The organism is Comamonas humi, from assembly GCF_054782535.1.
The window spans coordinates 1-13,471 of record NZ_BAAGSH010000009.1; the positions used below are offsets into that span (position 1 = coordinate 1).

The following is a 13,471-nucleotide window of genomic DNA, read 5'->3' on the forward strand; positions in this document are numbered from 1 at the left end:
CACGTGGGTCAGGTTTGGATGGAAATCCCGGGGGTTACTGGGTCAGTTCTGCGTGGAAATCAACACGCTGGCCTGTGACTCCGGCGGCACTCGGTGGAGGCTCGGTGCCTTCCGGTCCGAATTGGCCTCGATGTCAAGTTTTTGCGGGTCTTTCGGGCTATTGATGATAGGCATGACCAATTCCATTTCGACGGCATTCACGGTGCTGGCTGTCGCTGGCCAAGCATCGTACCCAGCGCATCATGCGCTAAACCGTAGCGCTCATCATCATGCCCCTGATGCAGGTTCGTTTCATAGGCATGTATGCCAGTGTGTATGCCGAATAAATTAAACCTGATTTTTTATGATTGAAAATCAATGACGTACGGTATTTGTATTTAAGACGCAGGACTATGTTTTGCATAGCGGGTTTCTTCGTTTATGTGATGCCGTGTGAGACGTGTCTCATATCCAGCAGTCCATGCGGTCACGCCATTGGCGTGTCGTTGGGCTGAGCCGTAGCGTTCCATAGGGCCTTGATGTAGCGTCCGGTGGTCTTGTCGGAGTGCCCGTAGATATGCTTGATCGACCCGCCGGAGCTGTATAGAAACGGTCGCGCAAGATGCTTTCGATCAGCGTTTCGCAGCTTCATCGACCGGCAGAAAATGCGAACGGGATTTGAGCTGCCCTTGGTAGCCTGTGATCTCGGCGAGCAACATTGCTAGCCGGCGAGCGCGGATAATGCCGCGTGCCACATGGTGTTGGAGGCATGCCGTGCCTCCGCATCCAGCGGCCCCTTTATCCTCGGAGACATCCATGATCGTTGAAATTGCTGACTTCAAAATCGACCCCTCGCGGCATGACGAGTTCGGGCAGGCGCTGCAACAGGCCGCGCAGACGGTGCTGTCCAAGGCTCGCGGCTACCGCGGCCATGGCATCTATGCCTGCATCGAGACGCCGAGCCGCTATGTGCTGACGGTGCATTGGGACTCGCTGGAGGACCATATGGAGGGGTTTCGCGAGTCGCCAGCATTTGCGCAATGGCGAGGCATCATCGGCCCGTATTTCGTGCAGCCCCCGCATGTGGAGCATTTCTCCATCGTGGAGGGCGCCGTGCCGCAATAGGCATGCTTGGCTGAGTGAAGGCGCGCGCTGGGTTCAGTCGCTCCTTGAGTAGCTAGGCCTAGTTCGCTGGCGAGCATGTGTCTCGCAGCATGGTGCCATTGATGAAGTGCCTCGCTTCCTTGCCGATGTCCCTTGGCGGCTACAAGACTTCGCCCTGCAACTCGGAGCAGCCCAACTGCCAGCTCAACCCTGGTGCAATCCCTCCCGAATGCGGCGTATGGCGACGCGCAGTGCGCGCGCGTCTGCATCGGCCTGGCTGTCGCATGGTTGCTTATCCCTGACATCCTCCAGCGCCTGGCCGGTGGCTGCAATCTGCAGCCGGGCCAAGGGTAGCCATATGCCGGGTAATTCGTCGTGGGGATGGGAGTCGGGGGTGATCTTCACGCCCATGAAAAGAGAGCTGCTCATCGCTGTTTCCAAAGAAGGATAGGAGTATCTTGCCATCCTGGCTCCCTGTTGCGAAAGAGGATCCCGCGTTTATTCCCAGTGTGAGGGGGATATGGCAGCGAGTGAGCTATGCGTTGGCTTGCACCAAAGAAAAGGCCCGCGAGACAAGCTGCGGGCCTAGAAGAAAATGCCGATGCCCTTGGGGCTGCTGGAGGAAGATAGATAGAGAGGGAGGGTGGAGACCTCTAGCTCGGCGAAAAGGAATGGGCAGATGTTAATCGCTCGCTTTGACAAAGGCCATAGTACATTTTCACTATCGCAATCGTAGCAAGGCGCAGGCCTTGCCAATCTCGTGCTCGGCACCGTACATGGGGTGCCGGTGCCGTGCGGCGGCAGCTCAGCGCAGCACTTCGAGCAGGCGGTCCAGCCCGCCGGTGTCGATGGCCACGTCGGCCTGTGCACGTACGACGGGCTTGGCATGGTAAGCAACAGACAGGCCTGCAGCCCCCATCATGGGCAGGTCGTTGGCGCCGTCGCCCATCGCGATGGACTGGGCTGCATCGATGCCCATGTCGCTGCAGGTCTGCAACAGCATGTGGCGCTTTTCTGCCCCATCCACGATGTCGCCCCAGGGTTGGGGCAGCAGCCGCCCGGTGATTTTCCCGTCTTGCAGTTCCAGCACATTGGCGCGCACGTCGTCTAGGCCCAATCGTTCACGCAACCTGTCGGTGAAGCAGGTGAAGCCCCCGGTCACCAGGATGCAGCGCAGGCCAGCAGCCTTGCAGGCGGCGATCAATTCAGACACTCCAGGGTTCAGGCGCAGGCGCTGCTCGTACACCAGGTCGAGTACGCTCTGGGGCAGGCCGCGCAGCAGGGCTACGCGCTGGCGCAGGCTCTCCTTGTAGTCGGGCAGTTCGCCGCGCATCGCAGCCTCGGTGATGGCGGCTACCTCAGGGCCGCGGCCTGCCATCTCGGCCAATTCGTCCACGGTCTCGATGGAGATCAGCGTGGAGTCCATGTCGAACGCGATCAGGCGATAGTCCGATAGCCGCCGTGCTGTGGCCGCGTCGCGCAGCCACAGGCCAGGAAGAAATTCATGCATGCGAAACCCTTTCAAGCAATCAGAGATGCCCCAGCCAGTCAACGAACTGGCGTGCCAGCGCCGCCACCGGTGTCTCGGTGCGGTACATGGCGTAGATGCCCAGGCTGGGCAGGCGTGGCCCTTCGAACAAGGGGCGCAGGCGGCCTGCCTGGATGTCTTCCTCGAGCAGGCACCGAGGCGCCATGGCCAGGCCCAGGTCGTTCGTGGCGGCCTGCAGGCAGAGGAACTGGTGATCGAACACCGGGCCGGGCAGCTGGGAGGGCACTTCCAGCCCTGCCAACCCGAACCAACGCGGCCAGGCGTCCATGCTGCCGCGCACCTGTAGCAGTGGGTGGCCCAGGCAGTCGGCCGCGGTCTGGATGCGGTTCTTCTGGATGAAGCGCGGCGAAGCCACGGGCAACAGGTAGTCGTCCAGGCAGCGCACGCAGGTGTGCCCTGGCCGCTGCATGGGCGTGCGCCTAACCACCACATCGCTGCCCGCATCGGCGCGTTCGATGAAGGGGCGCCCGAGGGTCGATAGCTGCACCTCCACTCCGGGCGCCAGCGCCTGGAAGCCCGCCAGGCGCGGGATCAGCCACTTCATCGCGAGCGACGGCGAGGTGCAGACGCGCAGCACGCGTTGCGCGCCTGGCGACCTGGCGGCAAGGGTGGCCGAGGAGATGCGGTCCAGGCTGGCCTGCACCTCCAGGAAGTAGGCGCGGGCATGCGGCAACAGCACCACGCCGCGAGCCTCGCGCGCGAAGAGGGCATGGCCGAGGTAGTCCTCCAGGATACGTATCTGCTGGCTCACCGCGCTGTGGGTGATGCTCAGCTCTTCGGCAGCGGCCGTGAAGCTGGCATGGCGCGCGGCAGCCTCGAAGGCACGCAGCGCCTTGAGCGGGGGCAGCACGCGCCTGGCCATGTCCTGGTGTCAGCCCCGGGCGATTCCGGCCCGGCATGCTCCGCACGGCGCGCAGGCGGGCCGGTATCGGAAAAAGGCAGGGCAGGGGAGCGGCATGGTGGTTGGATGGGGTGCTGTGGCCCGGTGGGGCCGCGTATTTTCAGCGCAGCCATCTTAGGATGTAATCCGTTAGAAAAACTAACGGCTGGGCCAATAAATCAGCGCTTGTGTCGGGGCTCCGCGTTTTCTAGGATCGACGCCTGGCTTCAGTCCTCCTTCCCCCATGGCATCCATCACCATTGACGGTCTCGTCAAGCAATTCAGCGGACAGACCGTGCTGCAGCACCTGTCGCTGCACATCCCGGACGGCGCGTTCTACACCCTGCTGGGCCCCAGCGGCTGCGGCAAGACGACGCTGCTGCGCTGCATCGCGGGCTTTTATGAGCCCGATGGCGGGCGCCTGCTGTTCGACAAGGACGATGTCACGCGCGTATCCACCCACCACCGCGATATCGGCATGGTGTTCCAGGACTATGCGCTGTTCCCCGATAAATCGGCTTTCGACAATGTGGCCTACGGGCTGCGCGCGCGCAAGGTGGCCAAGCCCGAGATCGCACGCCGGGTGGGTGAGGCCCTCGACAAGGTGGGCCTGGCCGCGCTGGCCGATCGGTATCCCGCCCAGATGAGCGGTGGCCAGCGCCAGCGCGTGGCATTGGCACGTGCGCTGGTCATCCGTCCGCGCGTGCTGCTCATGGACGAGCCGCTTTCGAACCTCGACGCGAAGATGCGCCTGCAGATGCGCGACGTGATCCTGGACCTGGTGCGCGAGGCCGGCATCACCACCGTCTTCGTGACCCACGACCAAGAAGAGGCCTTGGCCATGTCGGACCGCATCGCCATCATGGACCGCGGCAGCATCGCCCAGCTCGGCACACCTGAGGAGCTGTATGGCACGCCGGTCAACGCCTACGTGGCGGACTTCATCGGCTCGGCCAACGTGCTGCCCGTGCCTGCCCAGGTGATGCCCGGGCGGTTTGACGATGGCGTACCCGCTCATGTGCGCTACCAGCTTGCCGGCCGTGAGCTGGACGGTGTGCAGGGAGGGCAGACCCTCGATGCGCAGGGCGTCCTGATCGCCCGGCCCGAAGATCTCTCGCTCATGGCGCCTGCGCCGCATGTGCCCAACGCCCTGCCTGGCCAGGTGCTGCGCAGGCAGTACCTGGGCTTCAAGACTGCCTATCGCGTGCAGTTGCAGGACGGCCCCGAAATCCGGGTCGAGCAGCATGCGGGCAATACCGTGGCCGACTTCCATCCTGGCGACCGGGTGCAGGTGCTGATGCCCGCGCACAGCCGCGTGGTGGCCGCTTGAGACGGAGGGCTCCATGAAAATCCAATGGTGGCCCTGGGGTGTGCTGACGGCCGTGAGCCTGGCGCTGCTGCTGTTCTTCGTGCTCTACCCGCTGGCCGTGCTGTTCGGCAACAGCGTGCTGGACGATTCGGGTGCCTATTCGCTGGGTGCCTTCGCCACGCTGGCGCGAGACACTGAGTACCTGCAGGCCTTCCGCAACACGCTGGTGCTGGGCTTCTCCGTCACCGCGTGCACGGTGCTGGTGGGCGTGCCCTTCGCCTACATGGTGGCGCGCTACGAGTTCCCGCTCAAGAACCTGGTGGCCGTGCTGCCGGTGCTGACCATCGTCATCCCCGAGATCATCGTCGGCCAGTCGTGGCTGCTGATCCTGGGCAACAACGGCCTGTTGACCAACTTCCTGGCCGGGCTCGGCATCGAGCTGCCGTCGTTCTATGGCTGGACGGGCATGGTCTTCTCGATGACGCTGGTGTACTACACCTACATCTACCTGGGCGTGCTCGCGGCGCTGCGCGGTTTTGACGGCCAGTTGGAGGAGGCGGGACTGAGCCTGGGAACCTCGCCCCTGGTCACCAAGCTGCGCGTGCTCGTGCCGGTGATGCTGCCCGCAGTGCTGGTCAATGCGCTCGTGGTGTTCACCCTGGTGGTCGGCAATTTCGCCCTGTCGATGATGCTGGGCAGCCGCGTGCCCCTGCTTTCGGTGATGACCTACAACACCTTCGTGAGCGAGATGGGGGGCAGTCCCGCATTGCAGAGCGCCATGTCGGTGGTCTCCATCGCCATCGTGGCCGTGGTGCTGTTCTTCCAGAAGCGCGTGGTGGAGCGCAAGGTCTACGCCATGACGCAGGGCCGTGCTCCTGTACCAGTGCGGGTGCGCTCGGGCGCGGCGCTGCTGTTCACCGGAGCGGTGGGCCTCATCATCCTCGCGTCCATGCTGCCGCTGATCGTGGTGTTCATTGCCGCGTTCACCGAGACCAGCGGCCCGGTGATGCGCTGGGGCTCATGGTCGTTGAACAGCCTGCAGCGCGCGCTGCATGGCGCACCCGAGCCCATCCTCAACTCGCTCTGGTTCTCCTCGCTGGCCACGCTCGCGGGGGTGGTCTTCGCGGTGCTGGTGAGCTACCTCACCATCAAGAAGCGCAATGTATTCACCCAGGCGCTGGACTACATCGTGGTGCTGCCGCTGACCATCTCGGGCACGGTGCTGGGCATCGCGCTGGTGCAGACCTTCAACACCGGCTGGCTCATCCTCGCGGGCACCTCGGGCATCATGGTGCTGGCCTATACCGTGCGGCGCCTGCCATTCGCGGTGCGCAATGCATCGTCCACGCTGTTCAACATACCGGACTCGATCGAGGAGGCCTCGGTGAGCCTGGGCGTCTCGCCGCTCATGACCTTCTTCAAGGTCGTGCTGCCGGCGATGAAAGCTTCGCTGATCTCGGCCGCCATCCTCATGTGGGTCACCACCATCTCGGAACTGTCGGCCTCGGTGGTGGTCTACACGGGCGGGCTGGAGACCATGCCCATCGCCATCTTCCGCCAGGTGGACGGCGGTCGCCTGGGCCTGGCCTCGGCCTACGGCGCCGCGCTGGTCAGCGTGATCCTGCTGCCCATCGTGGTGGCCATCAAGGTGTTCCGCGTCAATCTGTTCTCCAGCAAATAAGTGTTCCCAACCGAAAGGCCTTTCATGAAGATCAAGACCCTTTTGCAATCCATGCTGGCCACCGTGGGCCTGGTGGCTGCCGTGGCGCACGCGCAGACCGTGGTGCTGTACTCGTCCAACAACACGGAGACCATCGAAACCGCGCTCGGCGTGGTCAAGAAGCAATCGTCCTCGCTGAACGTGCAACAGGTCACGGGCGGCACCGGATCACTCATGAAGCGCATCCAGGCCGAGGCCAAGAACCCGCGTGGCGATGTGCTGTGGAGCGGGGGCTTCGGCACGCTGGGGGCCTACAAGGAGTTCCTGGAGCCCTACAAGGCACCTGGGGTCGAGGCCGTCCCGGCGGAGTTCCGTGGGCCGAACGACCTGTGGGTGGGCACCAATGTGCATGTGATGGTGATGATGGTCAACGAGCGCCAGCTCAAGGGCCTGGCTGCGCCCAAGACCTGGTCCGACCTGATGAAACCCGAGTGGAAGGGCAAGTTCGCCATCACCGATCCGAGCAAGAGCGCCACAGCCTACATGCTGGTCTACGGCCTGCTCAAGCAGTTCGGCAAGGAAGGACTGGAGAAAATCGCCGCGAATGCCGTGGTGACTTCTTCTTCCGGCACAACCTACAAAGGGGCGGCGGCGGGTGAATATGCCGTCGGCCTGACCCTCGAGTACGCCGCGCAGGAGTATGTGGCCGGCGGCCAGAAGGAGATCAAGCTCGTGTACCCGAGCGAGGGCAGCTACCTCGCGCCCGAAGGCATGTTCATCGTCAAGGGCGCGAAGAACATGGCCGCAGCCAAGACCCTGTACAACGGGCTTCTGAGCAAGGAGGTGCAGGAGGCCTTGCTGGTGAAGAACTTCCGCCGGCCCACGCGCACCGACATCGCCGTGTCGAAGCTGACCTCGCTGCCCGATCTGAAATCCATCAAGATCTTCCCGCTGGACCAGGAAAAGGCCTCGGCCGAATACGAGCAGTTGGTGGCACTGTGGAATCTGGCGGTGAACAAGGCTCGCTGAACGCTGCGCCACCCGTTTTTCCCTGCCGCGGCCAGGAGCACACGCACATGCTCCTGGCCGTTGCCGTTTGGTGGTTCTGCCAACTGTGCTCTTTTCCGGGGGGCTGAACTGAATACTTCCAGGGGGCCCAGGTCTCTCTACAGTAGCCTTATCAAGCGAAATGGAGATTCCCATGGCAAAACGCGAAGTTCCTGGCATTCGCCGTTACGACAGCCCGGCTGGCGGCTGGGGGGCACTGAAGGCCACGGCACAAGCCGTGCACCAGCAAATGGAGGTGCTGGAGGCGCCCATCGTGCTGATGCGTACCAACCAGCCCACGGGCTTCGACTGCCCGGGCTGCGCCTGGCCGGACAAAGAGCACCGCTCGACCTTCCAGTTCTGCGAGAACGGTGCCAAGGCCGTGACCTGGGAGGCCACCAGCAAGCGGGTCACGCCCGAGTTCTTCGCGCAGCACACGGTGACGGAGCTGCTCAGGCTCAGCGACTACGAGCTCGAGGATTTTGGGCGGCTGACGCATCCCATGGCCTACAACGCGGCGGACGACAAGTTCTACCCGGTGAGCTGGGACGCCGCGTTCGAGCGCATCGGCCAGGTGCTGCGCGGCCTCGAATCCCCCGACCAGGCCGAGTTCTACACCTCGGGACGCGCTTCCAACGAAGCGGCCTACCTGTTCCAGCTCTTCGCCCGTGAATTCGGTACCAACAACTTTCCCGACTGCTCGAACATGTGCCACGAGGCCACCAGCGTCGGCCTGCCGCAGTCCATCGGCATCGGCAAGGGAACGGTGTCGCTGGACGACTTCGAGAAGACCGAGCTCATCATCTCGATGGGCCACAACCCGGGCACCAACCATCCGCGCATGATGGGTACCCTGCACGAGGCGGCGCGCCGGGGCGTGCCGATCATCGTGTTCAACCCGCTCAAGGAACGGGCACTGGAGCGCTTTGCCGATCCGCAGAACATGATCGAGATGGCGACCTTCAGTTCGACGGCAATCGCCTCGACCTACTTCCAGGTCCGGGCCGGCGGCGATGCCGCCGCGCTCAAGGGCATCATGAAGGCGCTGCTGGACCTGGAAAGCAGCCAGGGCCAGGTCCTGGACCGCGACTTCATCGCCGAGCACACCGAAGGCTTCGATGCGCTGGTCGCCGACCTGGCCGGGACGCAATGGCCGCAGATCGAGAAGGAGAGCGGCCTCACGCGTGCCCAGTTGGAGCAGGTGGCCGAGGCCTATGCCAAGTCCAAGGCGACGATCATCGCCTATGGGATGGGCCTGACCCAGCACAACACCGGCACCTGGAACGTGCGCCTGATCGCCGACCTGCTGCTGATGCGCGGCAACTTCGGCAAGCCGGGCGCCGGCATCTGCCCGCTGCGCGGCCACTCCAACGTGCAGGGCAACCGCACGGTGGGCATCACTGAGAAGCCGTCGGAGGAGTTCCTGGGCAAGCTCGAAGCAGTCTTCGGCTTCCAGCCACCGCGGGAGCACGGGCACGACGCGGTCAAGACCATGCAGGCCATGGTCGATGGAAAATCGAAGGTGCTGATCTGCCTGGGCGGCAATTTCGCGGTCGCCATGCCCGACCCGGAGCTCGCGTTTCCCGCGATGAAGCAGCTGGACCTCAGCGTCCACCTGGGCACCAAGCTCAACCGCTCGCATCTGCTGGTCGGCAAGGAGACCTTCATCCTGCCCGTGATCGGCCGCACGGAGCTCGACATGCAGACCAGCGGCGCGCAGTCCATCACGGTCGAGGACTCGATGTCCATGGTGCATGCCTCGGCGGGTCGGCTGCGCCCGGCCTCGCAGTTCCTGCGCTCGGAGCCGGCCATCGTGGCGGGAATGGCCGTGGCCACGCTCAAGGGCAGCAAGACCGACTGGATGCACTTGGTGGACGATTACGACCGGATCCGTGAACTGATCGAGCGCACCATTCCCGGATTCGACGACTACAACGCGCGCATCCGCGTCCCCGGGGGCTTCCGCATGCCACTGCCGCCCACCGAGCGCCAATGGCCCACGCCCTCAGGCAAGGCTATGTTCTCGGTCTTTCCCGGCGTACGCGAGAACTATCTGCCCTGGGACGACGACGTGCTGCGCCTGGTCACCATCCGCAGCCATGACCAGTACAACACCACGATCTACGGCATGGACGACCGTTACCGCGGCGTCTTCGGCCGGCGCGACGTGCTGTTTATGAGCCCCGAGGACATGGCGGTGCACGGCATCGAGCATGGCGACCTGGTCGAGATCGAGACCGTCTCGCAGAACCGCTCGCTGCGGCTGGGCGGCATCACGGCCATCGAGTACGACATCGCGCCGGGCTCGGTGGCGGCCTACTACCCCGAGGCCAACGTATTGGTGCCGCTGGACTATATCGACGAGGAGAGCGGCACGCCGTCGTACAAGTCGATCCCCGTGCGCGTGCTGCGCCAGGAGCCCCCGCAGGCCGCCTGAGCAGGCAAGAAGAACACGGCACCGGGCCTCTTGCTTGCAAGAGGTCGGGGACGTGCTCGCCCTGCCGTTCCTCGCCCGTTCGCCTTGCCGCCATCCCTGCAACAGACAGGAGATTCCCACCATGGAAATGTTCGACGCCCTTCACCTGGCCCGGCTGCAGTTCGCCTTCACTGTTGCCGTGCATATCATCTTTCCGGCCATCAGCATCGGCATGGCCAGCTTCCTGGCGGTGCTCGAGTGGCGCTGGCTGGCCAATGGCAACAAGGTCTACCAGGACATGTTCTTCTTCTGGTCGAAGATCTTTGCCATCGGCTTCGGCATGGGCGTGGTGTCCGGTGTCGTCATGGCCTACGAGTTCGGCACGAACTGGAGCGGCTTCTCGCGCTTTGCCGGCAACATCACCGGGCCGCTGCTGACCTACGAGGTGCTCACCGCGTTCTTCCTCGAGGCTGGCTTCCTCGGCGTGATGCTCTTCGGCTGGCGGCGGGTGAGTCCGCGCGCGCACTTCTTCGCCACCGTGATGGTCGCGGTGGGCACACTGATCTCCACGTTCTGGATCCTGTCCTCGAACAGCTTCATGCAGACCCCGCAGGGCTATGAGATCCGCGACGGCCGCATGGTGCCGGTGGACTGGCTGGCGGTGATCTTCAACCCCTCGTTTCCTTACCGCCTGCTGCACATGACGATCGCGGCATTCATCGTCGCCGCCTTCATGGTGGCCGCCTGCGGCGCCTGGCATCTGCTCAGGGGCCGGCGCGACGAACCGGTCAAGCGCAGTTTCTCCATGGGGCTGTGGATCCTGCTGCTGCTCGCGCCGATCCAGATCCTGGTAGGCGACGCGCATGGCCTGAACACCCGCGAGCATCAGCCCGCCAAGATCGCCGCGATCGAAGGCCTGTGGGAGACGGAGCAGGGCGGCACCGCGCTCAATCTCTTCGGCATTCCCGACATGCAGGCGGAGGAGACGAAATACGCCGTGCAGGTGCCGCACCTGGGCAGCCTCATCCTCACGCACTCGTGGGACGGCGAGATCCGCGGGCTCAAGGAGTTTCCCAAGGAAGACCGGCCGAACTCGCTGATCGTCTTCTGGTCGTTCCGCATCATGGCGGGGCTGGGCATGCTCATGCTGCTGGTGGCCGTGCTGGGGCTGGCGCTGCGCCGTGGCGGGAGGCTGTACGAGTCGCGGACCTTCCAGCGCTTCGTGGTCTGCATGGGGCCCTCGGGGCTGATCGCCTTGCTCGCGGGCTGGGTCACCACCGAGGTCGGGCGGCAACCCTGGACGGTTTACGGCGTGCTGCGCACGGCGGACTCGGTGTCTCCCATCGGCAGCCAGCAGGCGGGCGTGTCGCTGCTGATCCTGGTGGTTGCCTACGTGCTGGTCTTTGGCGCAGGCGTGTACTACATGCTCAAGCTGATGGCCCAGGGGCCGCAGCCGCACGCCGAGCATGGCGCGGAGCACTCCGTGCGCCCGAGCCTGAGCAACCGTGACCAATTCCAGTCCTTCCACTGAGCGGGAGCACATCATGCACATGGATCTACCCATTGTCTGGGCCGCCATCATTGGCCTGGGTGTCTTTCTCTACGTGGTGCTCGATGGCTTCGACCTGGGCATCGGTCTGCTGTTCCCCTTCTTCGAGAACAAGGACGAGCGGCAGGTCATGCTCAACACCGTCGCACCGGTCTGGGACGGCAACGAGACCTTTCTCGTGCTCGGTGGCGCGGGCCTGTACGGTGCATTTCCGATCGCCTATTCGGTCCTGCTGCCCGCCAACTACCTGCCGCTGATCCTGATGGTGGTGGGCCTGCTGTTCCGTGGCGCCGCCTTCGAGCTGCGCTCCAAGGCGCGCCGCACCCAGCACGCCTGGGACCTGGCCTTCACCGGCGGCTCGGCGCTGGCGGCGTTCTGCCAGGGCGTGGTGCTGGGCTCGCTGCTGCAGGGCACCCGCGTCGTTGATGGCCGGTTTGCCGGCGGCCCCTTCGACTGGCTCTCGCCGTTCAGCATCTTCTGCGGCCTGGGCGTGCTCGTGACCTACGCCGCGCTCGGCTGTGGCTGGCTGATCTACAAGACGGATGGTGAACTGCAGCGGCGCATGCGCGTGCTGATGCGGCCGCTGGCCATCGTGCTGCTCGCCATGGTGTCCGCCGTCAGCCTCTGGACGGTGCTGGGCCTGCCTGCCGTGGCACAGCGCTGGTTCGGCAGCGGCCTGCTGGGCTGGTTCCTCCCCGTACCGGTGCTGGTGGTGGCCTGCGTGGCGGGCATCTTCCAGTCCATCCGCCATCGCCATGAAGTGCGGCCGTTCCTGCTCACCCTCGCGCTGTGCTTTCTGGGCTACACGGGCCTCATTATCAGCATCTGGCCCAACATCGTGCCGCCTTCGCTGAGCATCTGGGCCGCGTCGTCCAGCCCGGAGAGCCAGCGGTTCGCGCTGGTGGGAACGCTGATCGTGCTGCCGATCATCCTGGTCTACAACGTGATGCAGTACCGGGTTTTCCGTGGCAAGGTGCGCCATGGCGACGCCGGCTACCACTGATATGCCCAGGAGCGATGCATCATGATCGTGCGCCCCCAGCAAAACTGGCTCAGGCTGCTGTTCGTCTGGAACGGCTCCGTGCTGCAGTCCATCCTGCCCCAACTGCTCTTCATCGGTACGGTCAGCTGCGTGGCGGTGCTGACGCACGGGCGCATCTTCGGCGAGAAGATCCCGCTCAACACCACGCTGCTGACCCTGTTCGGGTTGACACTGGCGATCTTCCTGGGCTTTCGCAACACGGCCAGCTACGACCGCTTCAAGGAGGCCCGCTACCTGTGGGGCAGCCTGCTGATCGCCTCGCGCCAGCTCAGCTCGCAGATGCTGTGCTACCTGCCGCAGAAGGATCAGGCGCAGGAGCTGGCCCACCAGGTCTGCGCCGTGGCCTATGCGCTCAAGCATAAGCTGAGGGGCACGGACCCGGCCGAGGACCTGCGCCGCCTGCTCGGCCCCGAGCAGGCCGGAAGGCTCGCGGACAAGGTCTACCAGCCGAGCGACCTGCTGCTTAGGCTGCGCGTCTGGCTGGCACGGCTCAACCGGGAGCAGCAGGTTTCGGACATCCAGTTCCTGACGCTGGACACGCAGCTTGTCGAGATGGGCAAGGCAGTCGGCGGCTGCGAGCGCATTGCCAACACCCCGATTCCATTTGCCTACAGCGTGCTCCTGCACCGCACGGTCTATACCTACTGCATCTTGCTGCCGTTCGGCCTGGTCGATGCGACGGAGCTGTTCACCCCGCTGCTCTGCCTTTTCCTCGCCTACACCCTGATCGCACTGGAGGCCATTGCCGGCGAGGTAGCAGAGCCGTTCGGCCTGGCCCCGAACGCATTGGCGCTGGACGCCATGGCCCGCAACATCGAGCGCTCGGTCTGCGAGCTCTGCGGGCTGCCGTTGCCGGACCCCATCCAACCCCGCCAGCCCTACCAGTTGACCTGATCTGTGCTGCTGCACGGACCGGCAACTGTGCTTGCACCTCGC

At 64.4% G+C, this 13,471-nt stretch carries 11 protein-coding genes; 8 read left to right on the forward strand and 3 right to left on the reverse strand.

From position 1 onward, the window contains the following. The first annotated feature begins 795 nt into the window (after nucleotides 1-795). Nucleotides 796-1,104, forward strand: a complete 309-nt coding sequence (locus ACYVKR_RS11280; RefSeq protein ID WP_460481001.1) for an antibiotic biosynthesis monooxygenase family protein — start codon at nucleotides 796-798, stop codon at nucleotides 1,102-1,104. Between the two features lie 183 nt (nucleotides 1,105-1,287). Here ACYVKR_RS11280 and ACYVKR_RS11285 read toward each other — a convergent pair whose 3' ends face one another. From ACYVKR_RS11285 to ACYVKR_RS11295, 3 genes are all read right to left on the reverse strand, one after another. Further along, on the reverse strand, nucleotides 1,288-1,512 hold the full coding sequence (locus tag ACYVKR_RS11285) for a hypothetical protein (RefSeq protein WP_460481002.1): 225 nt from the start codon (nucleotides 1,510-1,512) through the stop codon (nucleotides 1,288-1,290). 376 nt (nucleotides 1,513-1,888) lie between these two features. Beyond that, nucleotides 1,889-2,593 carry a phosphoserine phosphatase SerB gene (serB, locus tag ACYVKR_RS11290; protein ID WP_460481003.1) on the reverse strand — a complete coding sequence of 235 codons (705 nt, stop codon included), beginning with the start codon at nucleotides 2,591-2,593 and terminating at the stop codon, nucleotides 1,889-1,891. 19 nt (nucleotides 2,594-2,612) lie between these two features. Further along, on the reverse strand, nucleotides 2,613-3,494 hold the full coding sequence (locus ACYVKR_RS11295) for a LysR family transcriptional regulator (protein ID WP_460481004.1): 882 nt from the start codon (nucleotides 3,492-3,494) through the stop codon (nucleotides 2,613-2,615). A 262-nt stretch (nucleotides 3,495-3,756) separates the two neighbouring features. Between ACYVKR_RS11295 and ACYVKR_RS11300 the strand changes: the two genes are divergently transcribed. From ACYVKR_RS11300 to ACYVKR_RS11330, 7 genes are all read left to right on the forward strand, one after another. Next, a complete protein-coding gene (locus ACYVKR_RS11300) occupies nucleotides 3,757-4,842 on the forward strand; it encodes an ABC transporter ATP-binding protein (RefSeq protein ID WP_460481005.1) in 1,086 nt (361 codons plus the stop codon). A 13-nt stretch (nucleotides 4,843-4,855) separates the two neighbouring features. After that, a complete protein-coding gene (locus tag ACYVKR_RS11305; RefSeq protein ID WP_460481006.1) occupies nucleotides 4,856-6,502 on the forward strand; it encodes an ABC transporter permease in 1,647 nt (548 codons plus the stop codon). Between the two features lie 24 nt (nucleotides 6,503-6,526). Beyond that, on the forward strand, nucleotides 6,527-7,510 hold the full coding sequence (locus tag ACYVKR_RS11310; RefSeq protein ID WP_460481007.1) for an ABC transporter substrate-binding protein: 984 nt from the start codon (nucleotides 6,527-6,529) through the stop codon (nucleotides 7,508-7,510). 172 nt (nucleotides 7,511-7,682) lie between these two features. Beyond that, nucleotides 7,683-9,965: an FdhF/YdeP family oxidoreductase gene (locus tag ACYVKR_RS11315; protein ID WP_460481008.1), complete on the forward strand. Its 2,283-nt coding sequence runs from the start codon at nucleotides 7,683-7,685 to the stop codon at nucleotides 9,963-9,965. Nucleotides 9,966-10,086: 121 nt separating this feature from the next. Then, on the forward strand, nucleotides 10,087-11,475 hold the full coding sequence (locus ACYVKR_RS11320) for a cytochrome ubiquinol oxidase subunit I (RefSeq protein ID WP_460481009.1): 1,389 nt from the start codon (nucleotides 10,087-10,089) through the stop codon (nucleotides 11,473-11,475). Nucleotides 11,476-11,488: 13 nt separating this feature from the next. Next, nucleotides 11,489-12,496 carry a cytochrome d ubiquinol oxidase subunit II gene (gene cydB, locus ACYVKR_RS11325; RefSeq protein ID WP_460481010.1) on the forward strand — a complete coding sequence of 336 codons (1,008 nt, stop codon included), beginning with the start codon at nucleotides 11,489-11,491 and terminating at the stop codon, nucleotides 12,494-12,496. 21 nt (nucleotides 12,497-12,517) lie between these two features. Continuing rightward, nucleotides 12,518-13,429, forward strand: coding sequence for a bestrophin family protein (locus ACYVKR_RS11330; protein ID WP_460481011.1), 912 nt, complete (start codon nucleotides 12,518-12,520; stop codon nucleotides 13,427-13,429). The last annotated feature ends 42 nt before the right edge of the window (nucleotides 13,430-13,471 follow it).